Annotated in this window: 14 protein-coding genes; 3 read left to right on the top strand and 11 right to left on the bottom strand. The window is 72.4% G+C overall.

The window, feature by feature from the left end; all coding sequences use genetic code 11:
* Nucleotides 1-171: 171 nt before the first annotated feature.
* The 6 genes from AS97_RS32925 to AS97_RS32900 form a co-directional block, all read right to left on the bottom strand.
* Entirely contained in the window at nt 172-1,002 is an 831-nt protein-coding gene (locus AS97_RS32925; protein ID WP_086710804.1) for a serine protease, read from the bottom strand.
* A gap of 175 nt (nt 1,003-1,177) precedes the next feature.
* Nucleotides 1,178-2,746 carry an RNA polymerase sigma factor gene (locus AS97_RS32920; RefSeq protein WP_185929914.1) on the bottom strand — a complete coding sequence of 523 codons (1,569 nt, stop codon included), beginning with the start codon at nt 2,744-2,746 and terminating at the stop codon, nt 1,178-1,180.
* Between the two features lie 467 nt (nt 2,747-3,213).
* On the bottom strand, nt 3,214-4,167 hold the full coding sequence (locus tag AS97_RS32915; RefSeq protein WP_079059083.1) for a FadR/GntR family transcriptional regulator: 954 nt from the start codon (nt 4,165-4,167) through the stop codon (nt 3,214-3,216).
* Between the two features lie 181 nt (nt 4,168-4,348).
* The gene (locus AS97_RS32910; protein WP_210566145.1) at nt 4,349-6,523 is read right to left on the bottom strand and encodes an ATP-binding cassette domain-containing protein; all 2,175 of its coding nucleotides are present in this window, start codon (nt 6,521-6,523) and stop codon (nt 4,349-4,351) included.
* A gap of 130 nt (nt 6,524-6,653) precedes the next feature.
* Entirely contained in the window at nt 6,654-7,415 is a 762-nt protein-coding gene (locus tag AS97_RS32905; protein ID WP_093465176.1) for an NUDIX domain-containing protein, read from the bottom strand.
* Nucleotides 7,416-7,671: 256 nt separating this feature from the next.
* Entirely contained in the window at nt 7,672-9,261 is a 1,590-nt protein-coding gene (locus AS97_RS32900; RefSeq protein ID WP_210566144.1) for a DUF4192 domain-containing protein, read from the bottom strand.
* Nucleotides 9,262-9,371: 110 nt separating this feature from the next.
* Between AS97_RS32900 and AS97_RS32895 the strand changes: the two genes are divergently transcribed.
* Together AS97_RS32895 and AS97_RS32890 are read left to right on the top strand one after the other, a co-directional pair.
* On the top strand, nt 9,372-11,537 hold the full coding sequence (locus AS97_RS32895; protein WP_059141621.1) for a RecQ family ATP-dependent DNA helicase: 2,166 nt from the start codon (nt 9,372-9,374) through the stop codon (nt 11,535-11,537).
* A 230-nt stretch (nt 11,538-11,767) separates the two neighbouring features.
* On the top strand, nt 11,768-12,385 hold the full coding sequence (locus tag AS97_RS32890; RefSeq protein WP_210566143.1) for a hypothetical protein: 618 nt from the start codon (nt 11,768-11,770) through the stop codon (nt 12,383-12,385).
* A 154-nt stretch (nt 12,386-12,539) separates the two neighbouring features.
* Here AS97_RS32890 and AS97_RS32885 read toward each other — a convergent pair whose 3' ends face one another.
* The 5 genes from AS97_RS32885 to abc-f form a co-directional block, all read right to left on the bottom strand.
* The gene (locus AS97_RS32885; RefSeq protein ID WP_086710359.1) at nt 12,540-13,199 is read right to left on the bottom strand and encodes a hypothetical protein; all 660 of its coding nucleotides are present in this window, start codon (nt 13,197-13,199) and stop codon (nt 12,540-12,542) included.
* A 68-nt stretch (nt 13,200-13,267) separates the two neighbouring features.
* A complete protein-coding gene (locus AS97_RS32880; protein ID WP_059141618.1) occupies nt 13,268-13,969 on the bottom strand; it encodes a ribonuclease HII in 702 nt (233 codons plus the stop codon).
* Nucleotides 13,970-14,162: 193 nt separating this feature from the next.
* Nucleotides 14,163-15,056, bottom strand: coding sequence for an ADP-ribosylglycohydrolase family protein (locus AS97_RS32875; RefSeq protein WP_059141617.1), 894 nt, complete (start codon nt 15,054-15,056; stop codon nt 14,163-14,165).
* A gap of 11 nt (nt 15,057-15,067) precedes the next feature.
* A complete protein-coding gene (locus AS97_RS32870; protein ID WP_059141616.1) occupies nt 15,068-15,727 on the bottom strand; it encodes a histidine phosphatase family protein in 660 nt (219 codons plus the stop codon).
* A gap of 9 nt (nt 15,728-15,736) precedes the next feature.
* A complete protein-coding gene (gene abc-f, locus AS97_RS32865) occupies nt 15,737-17,383 on the bottom strand; it encodes a ribosomal protection-like ABC-F family protein (protein WP_125759183.1) in 1,647 nt (548 codons plus the stop codon).
* A 121-nt stretch (nt 17,384-17,504) separates the two neighbouring features.
* Between abc-f and AS97_RS32860 the strand changes: the two genes are divergently transcribed.
* Nucleotides 17,505-18,131 carry a TetR/AcrR family transcriptional regulator gene (locus AS97_RS32860; protein ID WP_079059082.1) on the top strand — a complete coding sequence of 209 codons (627 nt, stop codon included), beginning with the start codon at nt 17,505-17,507 and terminating at the stop codon, nt 18,129-18,131.
* Nucleotides 18,132-18,180 lie beyond the last annotated feature (49 nt).

The following is an 18,180-nucleotide window of genomic DNA, read 5'->3' as shown; positions in this document are numbered from 1 at the left end:
CACACCCACGACGACGAGCGACGCCGGCCCAGGGCCGGACTCGGGCGGTCTGCCCCCTGAGTGGGGCGGCCGCCCACGCTCGTTTCGTGGGCCCGTCCGCACCACCCCACGGACTCTCCGGGAGGCTCGTTCCGGGATGCACCGGATTTACCGCCATCCCGGTGCTCCGTATCAGTCATGGGCGGCCACCAGATCGGCCACCGCCGAGATCCTCGTGTAGACACCGGGCCGCCCCGCCACAGCGCATCCGCTGCCCCAGGACACCAGGCCCACCAGCCGCCCGCGAGCGACCAGCGGGCCTCCGCTGTCCCCCTGACAGGCGTCCCGACCCCCGTCCGGCAGCCCCGCGCAGACCATGGACTGCGGGTCGTAATCCCCCTCCGCGTTGCCCGGATAGGCGCGCTCACAGACCGTGTCGGCCAGCACCTGCACCGACGCGGTGCGCAGCGCCGACGCATAGCTGCCATCGCCCTCCGTATCGCCCCAGCCGTAGACCGCGGCCTTTTCGCCCGGCCGGTACGCCCGGTCGCCGCTGCCCGCCATGGGGATGGTGTAGGCCGCCGGCACCGCGACTCCCAGGGTGAGGACCGCGATGTCCCCGGCCCTGTTGTCGCCCTCGTACGCCGGGTTGACCCACACTCGCGCCGTCGGGTACTCCACCCCGTCGCTCTTCCGCAGGTCATTGCGGCCGATAATGACCCTGAGGTCCTTGACCTGCCGCCAGTCCATGCCGAGCACCCCACGGCTCAGGCAGTGAGCCGCCGTGATGACCGTCGTAGGCCCCACCACCGCCCCGCCGCAGAACTGGCCCGACCTCTTCTCCCCGAAGAGCGCACGGCTGGCCAGAGCCACCGTCCAGGGCGCCTCGACCGTACGGGCCGGATGCCCGCCGATCACGACACGGTCGGCCGTCGCCGGAGCGGGCGCGGTGAGCACCATCGCGAGCGCGGCGGCCAAGGGCACCACCAGGACGACGAGGAGCGAGCGGAGCGACGTACGCATGCAGCCTCCTGACCATACGGAGCGTCTCGCACACTCAGAGTTACCCCCTGTGTCGCAAACCGCATCCCGAGTGGGCCAAGCGGGGAACATGGCGCCGACGCAGCGCGAAGGCCGGGCCCCTCGAGGGGCCCGGCCTTCGCGCTGTACCGCTTCGGTTAGGAGGCGGCGGTCCGCATCAGTCCAGGTAGTCGCGGAGGACCTGGGAGCGGGACGGGTGGCGCAGCTTCGACATCGTCTTGGACTCGATCTGACGGATGCGCTCACGCGTCACGCCGTAGACCTTGCCGATCTCGTCGAGGGTCTTCGGCTGACCGTCGGTGAGGCCGAAGCGCATCGAGACCACGCCCGCCTCACGCTCGCTGAGCGTGTCGAGCACGGAGTGCAGCTGCTCCTGCAGCAGGGTGAAGCTGACCGCGTCGGCCGGAACGACCGCCTCGGAGTCCTCGATGAGGTCACCGAACTCGCTGTCGCCGTCCTCGCCCAGCGGGGTGTGCAGCGAGATCGGCTCACGGCCGTACTTCTGGACCTCGATGACCTTCTCGGGGGTCATGTCGAGCTCCTTGGCCAGCTCCTCCGGGGTGGGCTCACGGCCCAGATCCTGGAGCATCTGGCGCTGGACACGCGCCAGCTTGTTGATGACCTCGACCATGTGCACCGGGATACGGATGGTGCGGGCCTGGTCGGCCATGGCGCGGGTGATCGCCTGACGGATCCACCAGGTGGCATACGTGGAGAACTTGTAGCCCTTGGTGTAGTCGAACTTCTCGACGGCGCGAATCAGACCGAGGTTGCCCTCCTGGATGAGGTCCAGGAAGAGCATGCCGCGGCCCGTGTAGCGCTTGGCCAGGGAAACCACCAGACGGAGGTTGGCCTCCAGGAGGTGGTTCTTGGCGCGGCGGCCGTCCTCGGCGATGATCTCCAGCTCACGCTTGAGCTTGGGGGCCAGCTTGTCCGAGTTGGCGAGCTTGTCCTCGGCGAACAGACCGGCCTCGATGCGCTTGGCGAGCTCGACCTCCTGCTCGGCGTTGAGCAGCGGGACCTTGCCGATCTGCTTGAGGTAGTCCTTGACCGGGTCGGCCGTGGCACCGGCCGCGGCGACCTGCTGCGCGGGGGCGTCGTCCTCGTCCTCGTCGGAGAGCACGAAGCCCGCGTTCTCGGGCTCGGCCTCGGCGCCCTCGGGACCGGGCTTGCCCGGTGCGGCTGCCTCCTCGATGACCTCGTCGGCCTCGAGAAGCTCGTCGGTGACGTCCTTCTTGGCGGTCTTCTTCGCGACCGTCTTCTTGGCGGCGGCGGTGGTCTTCTTCGCGACCGTCTTCTTGGCCGTGGCCTTCTTGGCGGCGGCCTTCTTCGCGGGGCCCACCCCGGCCTCATCTGCCGGGATATCGCCGGCGTCCGCCGATGGAATCGCCGAGGCGGCGGGGGCCTTCTTGGCGGTGACCGTCTTGGCCGCGACAGTCTTGGTGGCGGTGCGCTTCGCCGGGCTCTTCGCTGCGACGCTCTTGCGGGTGCGCTTGGGCGCTTCTGCGGCACTGACCATCAGCGTCACACCCTCCTCGTCGAGGATCTGGTTGAGGCTGCGCAGTACGTTCTTCCACTGGGTTGGCGGAATCTGGTCAGCCTCGAAGGCCCGGCGCACATCGTCGCCTGCGATCTGCCCCTCAGCCTTTCCCCGCTCGATGAGCGCCATGACAGACTCCGACTCGGCGATCTCCGGCGGGAGCGTACGGGATGTGCTGGCCGACACGAACAACCTCTCGGAACGTTGGAAACGGCTTCCGGCTCAGTCCGGTGGGGACCGGAGCCGACGACCGCCGGCAGGGATGAACCGACGGCGCGGGCGGAGTGCGGAGGAGTACAGCGTTACGAGCGACATCCGTATTCCCTCCGCGGCTGCCACCTCTTTAATCATCGCGCTACCCCAAAGAGCGTTACGCCCAATACTCGTGGCCCGAGTCACACCCCATAACGGTCTTAATGCCCATCCAACGGGACAGAAAACTCCGAGTCGCGCACCGATGGGAGTCGCACGGTGCCGACCGATCGGTCGCGCCGCGCCGCCGAACCCGCGGCGCGGGATCCGGCGACGCCCTCTCGTACGCCGTACGGCATCCATCGGGCCGGCACTCGCCGCCTACTGACACCGCCTTGCCGTACGTCGTACGCGGCACGCTCCGGACGCCCGGGGGTCCGGGCACCGGACGCGCCGACGGATCAGTGCTCGCGCGGCGCGGGCACCCCGACCTCGGCATGATCGAGATCCGGGCGGACGGTCAGCAGCTGGCGCATCGCCGCCTCGGACCCCGCGGCGTCACCCTCGCCGATGGCCTCGACGATCCGGCGGTGGTGGGCGACTCCCGCCTCGGAGAGGCGGTCGCAGCCGGAGATGGGCGCCCCGGAGACGTGGAGCGCGGCGGCGACGATGCCCGCCAGGTGCTCCAGCATCCGGTTGCCCCCGACCTGCAGCAGCAGCCCGTGGAACTCGGCGTCGGCGCGGGAGAAGGTGAGGGTGTCGCCCTGTGTCAGCGCGTGGGTCATGATCTCGACCATGTCGGCGAGCCGCTGCTGCACCTCCTCGCGGCCGTGCCCGGCGGCGAGCCGGGCGGCCAGCGGCTCGATGGTCCAGCGCAGCTCGCACAGCTCGCGGCGCTGGTCGTCGCGCTGTGGGCCGAAGGCGCGCCACTCGATGATGTCCGGATCGAGCAGATTCCAGTCGCTGACCGGGCGGACCCGGGTGCCCACATTGGGGCGGGCGCTAACCAGGCCCTTGGCCTCGAGGACGCGCAGCGATTCCCGTACGACGGTGCGGGAGACCTCGAAGCGCTGTCCGATCTCCTCGGGGACGAGCGGGCGGTCCGCACCCAGATCGCCGGAGACGATCATCTGGCCCAGCTGCTGTACGAGTTGGCCGTGCAGCCCGCGGCCCCGGTTGCCGGCCGCGCGCCGGCCCACCCGGCCGATCTCTGCCTCGGCACCGTCCCAGGAGGAAGGGGCGCTGCCGCGGCCGGCGCCGGGGGCGTCAGCGTAGGAGTAGCGGTCAAGCTCGCCCGAACCGGCCAGGCCGGAGTCGGCGGGGCGAGCCGCGGTCATCGTGGTGTGCGCAAGGGTACTCACGCATCCTTTGTCGGCGACGCCTCGGAAGCCCTTGAGGTCTTTGGTGAAAAGCACACGAAAGGGTGATCGCCCATTACCTCATAATTGACGCTCAATCGGACAGAAAGAAGCATGCTGCGGGGAGTTGCGAGCAGTTCGCGCTATGGGTGCGCGAATCCACTTCGGGCCTGATGCACTGGCTCCGCACGGGCCGGTCGGCCGGGGGCCGGGCCCGGCCCCCGGCCCGGGGTGGGCCCTACTGGCGGGTGCTCCTGCCGCGCAGGCCGGTGAGTGCGTAGGCGCACAACAGAACGGCGACCGACAACATCAGCGCCTGTCCCACCGGTTGGGAGGCGAGCCGCAGCGCGACCGCCAGCCCTCGGTCGATCATGGACGGCGGCCGGTCCAGCGTCGCCGCACGCAGCCGGTGCGGCAGCATGGCCAGCGTTCGCAGCGACGGATCCTCCGCCGCACGCTGGACGACCGGCACCGCGAGGATCGGCACGGCGAGCAGGGTGGCCAGCCCGAGGGCGGTGGACCGGAAGACTCCGGCGGCCAGCAGCCCGGCCCACGACGAGCCGATGGTCAGCCCGAAGACGCCGACCACCAACTCCGGCCAGTCGCCCGGCAGCGGTACCGCGCTGCCGCCGACGAGCAGCAGGAGCGCAGCACTGTCGAGCACGATGACGCCGAGCGACAGCAGGACGGCACCGGCCGCGCAGACCGCGAACTTGGCGGCCAGCAGCCCGAGCCGCCGGGGCACGGCGTCCCGGGTCGCGGCGAGCGCCGGAAAGCGGAACTCGTCGCCGAAGGCGAGAGCGCCCAGAAGGCCGGCCGCGATGGCGACGGGAGGCAGCGGGAGGTCGGCGGGCCAGCCGGTGAGCCGGTGCAGCTCCCCGACGCCCCCCGCACGGGCGAGCAGCACGGAGGCGAGGAGGGAGGCGACGATGGCGGCGACGCCGATCAGCCAGCCGGTCCGTACGCCGGTGGTGCGGCGCAACTCGTAGCGCATCGGCCAGGCGGGGCCGGGGAAGCGGAGCTTGGGGAGCAGGCGCAGCGGGGGCGCCTCGGGGTCGCGGGCGCGGACGCCCGCGGAGGTGCCCGGGCCCAGATCCGCGGTCTCCTCGACCAGCCGGTGGACCACGATGCCGTGGCGGTACGCGGTCTCCCCGACAGAGGCGGGAGACAAGCCGTAGACGGAGATGTGGGTGTCGTCGTCGCGCACCACGGAGAACGGGTCGGCGAGCGCGGCGACCGGCTTCTCCTCGGCCTCGGCCCCGGCCACGGCCCCGGTCCGCGCGGCGGCCGCATCGGCTGCGGCAGCGGGGGCGGGGACAGAGGCGGCGGGTACAGGGGCGGGGGCAGCCTTCTTCGCCTTGCCCGACTTGGCCGCCGTGCCATCCGGCTTGGCCGCCCTGTCGTCCGACCGGGCCATCTTGTCCTTGGCTGCGGCTTCCGCCGTGGCCTTCTTCCCCTCGGCCCCGACAGCGGCGCCCCGGGCAGCGGACTGGGACTTCCTGACCTTGCGCCAGAGAGCCCTCTTCCTGACCTTGGGCGCGCCCCCCTCGCTCTTGACGGCATCGCCCCCTTCGGCGACATCGGACGGGGCGGCGTCGGCCTTTGCCACGTCGGCCTTGGCCGCGAACTCGGCCGCGGCCCGGGCCTCCTCCTCCGCCTTGGCCTCGGCCAGCTGACGGGCGGCGTTGACCTCCTCCTCCAGGACGGCGGCGAGCCGGCCGACGAGCGGGGAGTGGACCACGACACGGGGGCGCAGCCGGGTCTGGGCGAACTCGTCCACCGGCTGATCGGCCACCAGCCGCCCCGACTCCAGGGTGAGCACCTGGTCCGCGACGCGGATGGCATCCTCGGCGCCCTCGGTAGCGACGAGGACGGCGCCGCCCTGGGCGGCGAATTGACGCAGCAGCCCGTAGAGCCAGGCGGTCTCCCGGGCCGACAGGCCCCGTGCGGGCTCGTCGAGCACCAGGGTGTGCGGATCCCCGAGAAGAGCGATGGCGATCCCGAGACGACGCTCCGCCCCGGTCGACAGATCACCGAGACGCTCGTCCGCCAGATCCGTGAGGCCGACCACGTCGAGCACCACATCGGCGCGGGCGGCGGGCACCCCGGCCGCTGCACCGAGCATCCTCAGATGCCCCCGCACGGTGCGGCCGGGATGCCCGGGGACGTCCTCGAGGAGAACGCCGATCTCATGAGCCGGGCGCCGGATGCGGTGCAGGGGGCGGCCCCGGAAGAAGGCGGAGCCATGGCCCCGGTCGAGCTGCAGCAGAAGCCGCAGCGCGGTGGTCTTGCCCGCGCCTGGGCCGCCGAGCAGTGCGGTGACCCGGCCCGCCGGGGCCTCGAAGGTGAGGTCGTCGACAACGGGCGGCTGGTTGCGGCGGGGGGTGCTGGTCAGTCCGGTGGCCTGGATCATGGCTTCTCCCGCGGGGCATGGAACCGCTCGATGACACGTGGGGACTGGTGGCGTACCGGAGCACGTTAACCCGCTATGTCCTATTTCTTCGGGACATAGCCCTCTCATGGATTCGTCGTGTCATGGCTCGTCACACCTCGGGACGGAGCATGGGCGGGTTGAGCAGTGTCGCCCCTCCGGCCCGGAACAGCTGGGCGGGACGGCCGCCCTGACGGGTCGTCGTACCGCCGGTGGGCACCAGGAATCCTGGGGTGCCGGTGACCTTGCGGTGGAAGTTGCGCGGGTCCAGGGCCACACCCCACACCGCCTCGTACACCCGACGCAGCTCGCCGACCGTGAACTCCTGCGGACAGAAGGCGGTGGCCAGCGAGGAGTACTCGATCTTGGAGCGGGCGCGCTCGACCCCGTCCGCCAGGATGCGGGCATGGTCGAAGGCGAGCGGGGCGGCCAGATCGCTGTCGCGGCCGAAGGCCCCGTCCTGGTCGAGGAGCGATTCGACGGGGGCCCAGCGCACGCTGTGCGCGTCACCTCCGGCCCGTGGCGCGGGCAGATCGGGTGCCAGCGCGAGGTGCGCCACGCTGACCACGCGCATTCGGGGGTCCCGCTCCGGATCGCCGTAGGTGGCGAGCTGCTCGAGATGGGCGGCGTTCGGAGGGACCGGAAGCGTGGGGTCATGGGCGAGGAGCCCGGTCTCCTCGGCCAGCTCCCTGGCAGCGGCGGCGGCGAGATCCTCATCGGCCCGCACGAAACCGCCGGGTAGCGCCCACCGCCCCTTGAAGGGCGCCTCCCCGCGTCGGACGGCCAGCGCACACAGCGAATGCCGCCGCACGGTGAGCACGACCAGATCAACGGTGACGGCGAACGCCGGAAAGGCCGACGGGTCGTAGGGCATGACGCGATCATAGTCGTCTGCCTGACGATAATCAGGCCCTTGAGCATGATCACCAATGTTCGGGAAATCGCTCTCTCAAGCGCTCGCCTGCACGAATCCCGTACCTTCTTCCGAACGCCTCCGAGCCGCCCCAACGCCCCGGACCACCGCGCCCCCGGACCACCCACCGACCGTCCACCGTCCACTTCCTGGCCTCCGTCCCAGGGCTCCCCTGTCGCCCCTGGCCCCCGCCTCATGACTCCCCCACCAGTCCGGGTCAGCGGCGGCTGCGCGTCCCCCGCCCACCGGTCCGGCGCCGAGCGCGCGGCCGCCCTTCCGGACGGCGCCGGCCACCCGGGGCAGCCGCCCCGGCCGGGCCGCTCTTCCCACCCGGGCCCACGGCCCAGCCCGGCCACTCCCGCGCAGACTCCCGCTCTCCCTCGGCTTCCGCTTCCGCCAGCTCCTCCACCTCCGCCGCGCTCTCCACGTCTGCCGGCTCCTCCGTCTCCGCTGGCTCCTCCGCTTCCGCGCGGGTGGCCCGCTCGTCAGGCTCAGCCGACTCGACCGGTCCGTCCGTCTCCACGGTTCCGACCTTCTCGGCCGTTGCGGCCGAAGACCCGGCTGTCTCCAACGGCTCGGCGTCCGCCAGGTCGCCGAGCCTCTCCAACTCCGCGTGCACCGCCGCGTGCACAGCACGGTCGGCGCGGTCGGCGCGGTCGGCCCCGTCGGCGCGGTCGGCGCGGTCGGAGTCCTCCCGGCGCAGGCATTGGCGCAGCAGCTTCGCCGGGACCCCCTCATTGCACGCCTGGTGCAGCAGCCTGGCGAAGAGATAGTCGGGATCGACCCGCAGGGCACGGCCGAGCGCCACCCGTGCCGTGAGCTCATCACCCGCCGACCAGGCGACCCACCCCGCCAGGGTGAGCGGCGCCGCCGCATGCTCCCCGTACGAGCCGACGCAGCGACGGGCCAGCGCGCGCCACAGCCGCAGCGCCGCGTCGGCGTCCACGTCCTCCATCCACCCGGCCGCCCGGTCCCGGGTCCGCCGGTCCTGCAGCCCGATGATCACCGCGGCCGCCTCCTGATCGTCGAGCAGCCGGTCATCGTGGAGATCGGCCGTACACGCGTCGGCGGCCGACGGCGCGGCCTGGAACGTGTCCAGCATCCGGCCCACCAGACCGAGGGTTTGCGCACACACCGTCGCGGACCCAGCACCGTCCAGAATCCTCGGCACGAGCTCGGCCCCGGCCGCGTCCAGCGCCCGCTCCTGCCCGTCGGCCCGGGGTGCGCCGAGCGGGGCGAGCCTGGCCTCCATCTCGCGCAGCGAGCCGCGCACCTGGACCCCCGCGAACGTCGCCGCCGCGGCCATGACCGAGGTGCCGGGCAGGGCGAGCGGAACGCCTTCCGGCGGGCAGCAGCGCCGGTCGGGACAGACATAGGACCAGAACCGGCCGCCGGAGATGCACAGCGCCTCGAACACCGGCACCTCCAACCCGCCGCACGCGGTACGCAGCCGCTGGGCGAGGGGCCGCAGCCGCTCCATCGCCTCCTCCCCCGACTCGCCCTCGGCAGGCTCCTGGCACAGGAACAGAACGACCCCGTCCGGCCGCCCGCCACGCCGCTCGCTGCCGCTGATCAGGCATTCGGCGAGCTGGTCGCAGACTTCGGGCCACTCCTCCGGGATCCGGGGAATGCCGAGCCTCAGCCTGCCGCCGAACCGGCCGCGGGAGCCGTGCAGCGCGATCATCACGATGCTGTCGTCCGGCTGAAAGCCCAGGACATAGGGCAGGGCATCGGCGAGCTCGGCCGGGCTGCGGAGGGTGACCTGCTCTTCGCCGGGCAGGCCGGCCGCTTCGTTGTGTCGAGTCATGGCCCGACGGTCCCTCAGCCCCGTCGGCCCCGCCACCCCTGTGGATAACGTTATCCACAAGCTGCCGGGACCATTGGCGCGATGTCGGCGGGATCGGGTTGCATGGGGGCATGAGCGACGAAGATCTGCGTACCTCGGCCGACCGCGTCCTGGCCCGCCTCGTCGGGGACACCACCGGCTCCGCCCGGCTCCGGGAGGATCAATGGCGGGCGATCGAGGCGCTGGTCGCCGAGCGCCGCCGGGCGCTGGTCGTGCAGCGCACCGGCTGGGGCAAGTCGGCGGTGTATTTCGTCGCCACCGCGCTGCTGCGCGAGCGCGGCAGCGGTCCGACCGTGATCGTCTCCCCGCTGCTCGCGCTGATGCGCAACCAGGTGGAGGCCGCCGCGCGCGCCGGTATCCACGCCCGCACCATCAATTCCGCCAATACCGAGGAGTGGGACACCATCCAGGCAGAGGTGGCCGCGGGCGGGGTGGATGTGCTGCTGGTGAGCCCCGAGCGGCTCAACAACCCCGACTTCCGCGACCAGGTGCTGCCACAGCTGGCCGCCACCACCGGCCTGCTGGTCGTCGACGAGGCACACTGCATCTCCGACTGGGGCCATGACTTCCGGCCCGACTACCGCAGGCTGCGCACCATGCTCGCGGATCTGCCCCAGGGCGTGCCCGTGCTCGCCACGACCGCGACGGCGAACGCACGGGTCACGGCCGATGTGGCCGAGCAGTTGGGCACCGGCGAAGGGACCGCGCGGGCGCTGGTGCTGCGCGGGCCGCTGGACCGGGAGAGCCTTCGGCTGGGCGTGCTGCCGCTGCCGGACGCCGCGCATCGGCTCGCCTGGCTCGCCGAGCACCTCGATGAGCTGCCGGGCTCGGGAATCATCTACACCCTCACCGTCGCCGCGGCCGAGGAGGTGACCGCGTTCCTGCGGCAGCGCGGCCACACCGTCGCCTCCTACACCGGCAAGACGGAGAACGCGGATCGTCAGCAGGCCGAGGAGGACCTGCTGGCCAACCGGGTCAAGGCGCTGGTCGCCACCTCCGCGCTGGGCATGGGCTTCGACAAGCCGGACCTCGGCTTCGTGGTGCATCTCGGTTCACCGTCCTCCCCCATCGCCTACTACCAGCAGGTCGGGCGCGCCGGGCGCGGTGTGGAGCACGCCGAGGTGCTGCTCCTGCCCGGCCGCGAGGACGAGGCGATCTGGCGGTATTTCGCCTCGCTCGCCTTCCCGCCCGAGGAGCAGGTGCGCCGCACCCTCGAGGTGCTGGCAGCGTCGGACCGGCCGGTGTCCCTGCCCGCGCTCGAGCCCCAGGTCGAGCTGCGGCGGTCACGTCTGGAGACCATGCTCAAGGTGCTCGATGTGGACGGCGCGGTGCGGCGTGTGCGCGGCGGCTGGACCGCGACCGGGCAGCCCTGGGCGTACGACGCGGAGCGATACGCGTGGGTGGCGCGCCAGCGGGAGGCCGAGCAGCAGGCCATGCGGGAGTACGCCTCGACGGCCGACTGCCGGATGGAGTTCCTGCGGCGGCAGCTGGACGATGAGAAGGCGGCGCCCTGTGGCCGCTGTGACAACTGCGCGGGGGCCCGGTTCACCACCGAGGTGTCCGACGCCTCGCTGGACGCGGCGCGCGGCGAGCTGGGGCGGCCCGGTGTCGAGGTGGAGCCGCGCCGTATGTGGCCGACCGGGCTGCCCGCGGTGGGTGTCGACCTCAAGGGCCGCATTCCGGCGGATGAGCAGGCCGCCCCGGGCCGGGCCCTGGGTCGCCTCTCCGACATCGGCTGGGGAAACCGGCTGCGGCCACTGCTGGCCCCGCAGAGCCCGGACACCCCGGTCCCCGACGATGTGGCCGGTGCGGTGGTGACGGTGCTCGCCGACTGGGCCAAGGGCCCCGGCGGCTGGGCCACGGGCGCGCCGGACGCCGCGGACCGCCCGGTGGGCGTAGTCACGGTCGCTTCGCGCACCCGCCCGCAGCTGATCGGGACACTCGGCGAGCGGATCGCCACCGTCGGCCGGTTGCCCCTGCTCGGGAGCATCGCGTACCACGACGGCGATTTCGACACCCGGGTGCCGCGCACCAACAGCGCCCAGCGGCTGCGAGCGCTGCACGGCGCGCTGACCGTGCCTCCGCAGCTGGCGGCGGCCCTTGCCGAGGCGGGTGGGCCGGTGCTGCTGGTGGATGACATGGCGGACACCGGCTGGACCTTGGCCGTGGCCTCCCGGCTGCTCCGCCGGGCCGGAGCGGCCGGAGTGTTTCCGCTGGTCCTGGCCGTGCAGGGGTAGGGGCGGCCGGTGCCGCGGCGGGGTGTGAACCGGTCAGGAATATAGAACGCACATCCAGGTAAAACGGTCAGTGGGACCAACTGCTCATTGCCGCACGCGGGCGCGACCGCAAGAATTGTTCACAGCTCCCCCGCCCCCCGGTCCGTCCGTGGTCCGACGGGGGCTGTGTCGTGGCCCGCGCCCGTGCCCGACCCTTCGCACGGACCGTGGGCGCAGACGAAGGGAGGACCGTGACCTTCGGCTTCGCTCCGCCACCGTCCACCGATTCCGCTTCCCGGGTCGGCCGGATGCTCCAGCCCGCCGAGTGGGCGGCAGCGGGGATCCCGCTGCTGCGCAATCCACGCGAGGTGGTCACCGGACTGCACAGTCGCCATCTGCCGACGCCCTCGACCGCCGTGGTCGCGGTCCTCGATCCGGACGAACGGCTCACGGCGAGCGCCTCGTTCGTCCGCCGCGCCGCCGCCGTCGACGGCTGGGACTTCCGGAACGCGCTGCTGGCGCAGTTGCGCCGGGTGATCCCACACGATCTGCGGCGCCGCACACCGATCCGCACCGCCGTGCTGCTCTACTGCCGCGAGGGCGAGAGCCGGTGGACGGACGAGGACGGCGCCTGGATGTGGGGGTTGCGCGACGCCTGCACCCTGCACGGCCTGCGCTGCGGCGCGTACATCACCCTGACCCGCGACGGATGGCGGGTCCTCGGCGAAGGGCGGGGCGGCCGTCGGCCGCACTCCGCTTCGCTGCCCACCGACTTGGACGTGGCCGTCGAGGGCGACAGCGACCCGAAGGCGCTGCCGCGACCCCACCTCGGAGCGCGTACGGCGCTGAGCCACTCCGCCGCCGTCTGACCGGTCGCGGGGTGCGCGTCCGGTCGGTCGCCGCACGCCCCGCACCCGACCGGTCGCGGGGCGCCCGTGGCCACCGCCGTCCGTCCGGACGCCGGACAGCTCCGCCACGGGGGACAGAGCATGCCGGACACCGGGCGTTCGGGGACGTCCGGCCTCAGGCGCCCGGACCGATGAGGGCGTTGATGCGCTTCGGGTCGCCGCAGACGATCAGCAGCGTCCCGGCACGGCCCATCGCCTCGGGCAGCGCGCGGGCCACGGCGTCGTGCGCACCGCCGTTGACGGCGACGACCACGACCGGGCGGCCCTTGGCGCGATCGGCATCCGCACCGGCGTAGAAGACATCGTCTCCGGCGTCGTGCTGCGCCCAGTACGACGCCTCACCGAAGGACAACTCATGCGCCGCCCACGGATGCTGCTCTCCGGTGGTCAGCACCAGGATGTCACCGGGGGCCCGGCCGGAATCCAGCAGCAGGTCGACCGCCTCGTCCGCCGCGTCCAGCGCGCCGTCCACCGTGGCGGGGATCAGCTGGAGCTGGGGACCGGTCTTCGTGGCGGCAGGGGCGGTCTTGGCAGCCGAAGCCGCCGGGGCGGTCGGCACGGGCTTCGTCGCATCACTCGTGGTGCGCTGCGACTGAGCCGACGAGGTCCCGGCGGAGCCACGGTTGGGACCGGGGCTTCCGGGCCGCCGCGGTGCGGGCCGGGGGCCGGGACCAGGGACAGGACGAGGGGTCGGCGCGGTGCGGCCTGCGGCCGGTGTCGCGCGGGGACCCGGGACACTCTCGTGAATCTGAGGCTCCTCGGGGATGAGAGGCATGGGCTGATGTCTATCAAACGTCGGTGCGAGTCGCATCGGCGGGTGGCGGTTTTGACCGCTTGGTCTGCTCAGAAGTCGAAGCCGAGTTGGCCTTCGCCCTCCAGCCCGACCGGTTCGGGGGTGCTGCGGACCCGCTTCAGGTGCCGCCAGCGGGGCAGCCCGTCCATATAGGCCCAGGACAGCCGGTGGTGGGGCGTGGGCCCCAGTTCCCGCAGAGCTGCGCGGTGCACGGGGGACGGATATCCGGCGTTGTCCTCGAAGCAGAAGTCCAGGTGCTCGGCTCCCAGTTCGGCCATCATCGCATCCCGGCGCACCTTGGCGATCACCGAGGCGGCGGCGACGGACACACAGGACTGATCGCCCTTGATGACCGTACGGACCGCCCAGGGAGGGCCGAGGTAGTCGTACTTCCCGTCCAGGATCACCGCGTCCGGCCGGACCGGCAGCGCGTCCAGCGCACGCGTGGCGGCGAGCCGGAGGGCGGCCGTCATCCCCAGACCGTCGATCTCCTGGGGAGAGGAGTGGCCCAGGGCGTGTGCCGTGACCCACGAGTGCAACTCCCGGGACAAGGCCGTGCGCTTCTTGGGACTCAGCAGCTTGGAGTCGGTGAGCCCGGTCGGCGGACGGCGCAGACCGGTGACCGCCGCGCAGACCGTCACCGGACCGGCCCATGCCCCGCGCCCGACCTCGTCGATGCCGACGACGATCTTGGCTCCCGTCGTGGCGCGAAGCGAGCGCTCGACTCTGTGGGTGGGCGGTTCATATGCCATGGCAAGGACAACCTTACGCCGCTCTTACCTGCGTTCGGAACCCGGATCCTCGGCAGCGGCCCCCGGCTCCTCCGGGCGGCACCTTCCCCGGTGAACCCGGTGGCCGATTCCGCTCAACACGGCGCGGTGGAGGGCCGGTTCGCCGGTGGGGCAAACCGGGCGGCGCACCGCATCACGCCCGCGCGAGGAGGGGTCAGTCGGCCCGCGCCGGGACCCACTCCGGCAGCACCTCGGTGCGGTCCTGCCAGTCGGCGGGCGGCGCACCGGCGGCCGCGGCCGCGACCACTCCCCCGACGATGGCGCACGTGGTGTCCACGTCCCCGCCGGCCGAGGCCGTCCGCCAGAACGCCTCCTCGAAGGAGCCCAGGTGGCGGGCGGCCGCCCACAGGGCGAACGGCACGGTGTCATGGGCGCTGGTGCGCCGGCCACAGCCCAGCACCGCGGCGACGGTCCCGGCGTCCGCATAGTCGAGCATGTCGCGGGCGCGACGCAGCCCCGCCTGGACCGCGCTGCGCGGCACCACCTCGACCACCCGGTCCAGCAGCTCCTCCGGCCCACCGTGGCCCGCCGGATCCGCCACCAGCGCGGCAGCCGCGGCCACCGCCATGGCTCCCGCCACGGCCTCGCGGTGCTGATGTGTGGTGTACGCCGAGATCTCCGCCTGATGCGTCGCCTGCTCCACATCGCCCGCGTACCAGGCGCCCAGCGGGGCGATCCGCATGGCGGCGCCGTTACCCCACGACCCCTGCCCCTGGAAGAGCCCGGCGGCCAGGTCACGCCAGTCGCCGCCCTCCCTGATCAGGCGGAGCATCCGGTTCACAGCGGGGCCGTAGCCCCGGTCGAAATCATGGTGGTCGGCGAAGGACCGGGCGAGATGGTCCTGGTCGATCCGGCCGTGGACCACCAGGACAGCCAGGATCGAACAGGCCATCTCGGTGTCGTCGGTCCACTGCCAGGGGTCTGGCGGCAGCTCGCGGCGCTTGAGGAACGGATAGTTGGCGGGGACGAAGAACTGGGAACCGAGGGCGTCGCCCACGGCCAGCCCGCGCAGACTCCGAAGAGCCCGATGGAAACGGTCAGCGGTCATCGCTGCGCACTCTAACCGGTGCGGCCGTAGGGCTTGGGGGTGCACCAGCGCTCGAAGGGCCGGTCCAGATGGTAGCGCCCGTCGGAGCCGAGCAGCAGGACCCGTGTTTCGCCATTGCCGGGGTTCGACAGCGACTCGAATTCGGCGACGTTCCAGTGCAGCCACCGCATGCAGAACAGCCTCATGGTCAGCCCATGGGTCACCAGCAGGACGTTCGGCGGATGTGCCGGGTCCTGGAAGCTGCGCCACAGGCTCTCCAGGAACGCGTCCACCCGGTCGTAGACATCGGCACCCGACTCACCCTGCGCGAACCGGTAGAAGAAGTGTCCGTAGGCGTCGCGGTACGCCATCTGTTTCCGCACGTCCTCGCGGTCCTGCCAGTTTCCCCAGTCCTGCTCCCGCAACCGCGGCTCCTCCCGGACCCGGGTACGCGAGGGGTCGAGATCGAGCAGCCTCAGGGTCTGGTGGGTACGGCGGTACGGAGACACATAGATCGACACGCGCTCGTCGCCGAACGCGGCGCGCAGCCGCTCGCCCGCCTCCGTCGCCTGCCGGCGCCCGGTCTCGGTCAGCTTCAGGGCATGGTCGGGCACCCTTTCGTACACCGAGTCATCAACATTCCCCTCTGATTCTCCGTGCCGCAGGAGGACGATGCGCCGGGGTCGTGCCATGGCGCCACCCTAGATCGAGGCCGCGGCCGCTGCCGCATCCCCCTCCTGGACCATGAGCCGGCCTCCTCGTATTTCGCACCGGCGCCCGGTGAAGCGGCTGCGCAGCAGCCGGTCGTGCGACACCACGACCAGCGCCCCGGTCCACTGGGCCAGCGCCTCCTCCAACTCCTCCACCAGGCCGAGGGCGAGATGGTTGGTCGGCTCGTCGAGCAGCAGCAGATCGGCGGGGCGGGCCAGCAGCCGGGCGAGCGCCAGCCGACGGCGCTGGCCCGCGGAGAGAGATCCCACCGGAACGTGGAGATCGTCCGTGCGGAACAGTCCGTACGACAGCAGAAGGGCGCCCTGCTCCTCCGGTGTCCCCGGCAGCCCACGGCCGAAGGCCGACAGCAGCCGCTCCCGGGGCCTGGCAACCGGTATCTCCTGCGCGAGATAGCCGATCCTGCCCCGGCGGGCCGCCCGGCCCGTATCCGGCTCCTCCCATCCCGCCATGACCCGCAGCAGCGTGGATTTGCCCGCGCCGTTGGCACCGTGGACGAGCAGTCTCTCCCCGGCCGCAACGGTGAGCCGGCCGACCGCCAGCCGCTCCCCCACGCGGACGTCGTGGAGGTCGATGAGCGCACCGTCCGCCGTTCCCGCGGCGGGAAGCGCAGAGAACCGCAGCGGCTCCGGCGGGCGCGGCACCGGGTCCTCCTGGAGCCTGCGCAGCCTCTCCCTGGCGTTCCGAACCCTGCTGGACACCGAGGACTGCACACGCCCCCTGTCCCGGTCGTAGGCCAGCTTGTTGCCGTCCTTCATGCCGCGGCCCGGGGCGACTCGCCGTGCGACGGTCGTGGCGGCCTCCGTCAGCGCGGCCGTCTCCGCGCACCACTCCTCGTACGCCTGCTCCCAGCGCCGGCGCGCGGCGGTCTGCTCGGCGACGAATCCGGCGTACCCCCCGCCGTACCGCACCAGGGTGCGCCGGTCGGCGTCCACCTCGACGATCGCGGTCGCCACCCGCTCCAGGAAGACCCGGTCGTGGGAGACCGCGAGGACGGTGCCCGAATGCCCCCGCAGCGCCTCCTCCAGCCAGCTGAGCGCGGCACCGTCGAGGTGGTTCGTCGGCTCGTCCAGCAGCATCACCTCGGGGGCGGCGGCGATCAGGCAGGCGAGCCCGAGCCGGGCCTGCTCACCGCCCGACAGACTGCCGAGCCGCCGCTCGTACCCGATGCCGCCGAGCCCCAGACCGTGCAGGGCCTTCTCCACCCGGGCGTCCGCCTCATAGCCGCCGCGGGCCTCGAAGGCGGTCAGCAGATCGCCGTACGCGGAGAGCGCACCGGGGGCGCCGCCGCCGAGATCCGCCTCCAGCTCGCGCAGCCCGTGCTCCATGGCGCGCACCTCGGCGAGTGCGGCGGCCACCGCGTCGCGCACCGTGTGGTCCGGGGGCAGCTCGGGCGTCTGGCCGAGGTGACCGATGCCGCCGTCGGCCACCGTCACCACGGCGCCGTCGTCCGGTGACTCGCTCCCGGCCAGCAGCCGCAGGAGGGTGGACTTGCCCGCTCCGTTCTCCCCCACGACGCCGACCCGCTCCCCGGGCCGGACCGCGAAGGACACGTCGTCGAGCAGCAGCCGGTCACCCTGGGACAGGGTGACCCCTCGGAGTGAGATCTGCGTGGGCACAGGGGCGTACCTCCAAGCACGCGAGCACGTGGGCCATCCGGACCGCACGCTCCAAATACAACTACAGTTGCGTTACCCTCACCCTGACACAGGAAACCCGCTAACACAACTGGAGTTGCACTTGTCCGCAGAGAGCGCCGCCCCCACACCGGGCACTGTCCGCCCCGGCGGGCGCACCGCGCGTACCCGCTCGGCGGTGCGCGACGCCGTGCTCACCGGCCTCGCCGAGCACGGCTATCCCGGCCTGACCGTGGAATACGTGGCCGAGCGCTCCGGAATCCACAAGACGACCGTCTACCGGCGCTGGGGCAGCGTCGAGGGGCTCATGGCGGACGCGCTCGACCTCGCGGGCGAGGACACCTGGACACCACCCGACACCGGAAGCCTGGAGGGCGATCTGCGCGCTCTCGCCCGCGAGGTGACCGAGACCTTCGGCAGCGCGCCGGCCACCGCCGCCCCGACCGCGTTCATCGCGGCCGCGTTCCAGTCCGAGCACGCGGCCGAGGCGCTGCGCGACTTCTACACCGAGCGCTTCGCCCGCTGCGAATCCGTGGTGCGGCGGGCCGTCGACCGCGGTGAGGCCCCGTCCGGCACCGACGCCGCGGCGGTCGTCCGCGCCGTCTCCGCGCCCCTGTTCTTCCGGGCGCTCATCACCCGTGAGCCCATCGACACACCACTCGCCGACCAGACGGCGGCCGCCGTCACCGCCGCGGTCCGGGCCGGGGCGTATTCCCCCGCCTGCCGATGATCAGGGCCGCCTCCTGAGCGCCGGACCCGCCTCTCGAGCGGCAGAGAGT

This window comes from Streptomyces sp. AgN23 (genome assembly GCF_001598115.1).
GTDB lineage: Bacteria > Actinomycetota > Actinomycetes > Streptomycetales > Streptomycetaceae > Streptomyces > Streptomyces antimycoticus.
The sequence above is the reverse complement of the archived record's forward strand: the minus strand, read 5'-3'. Positions and strand labels throughout refer to the sequence as shown.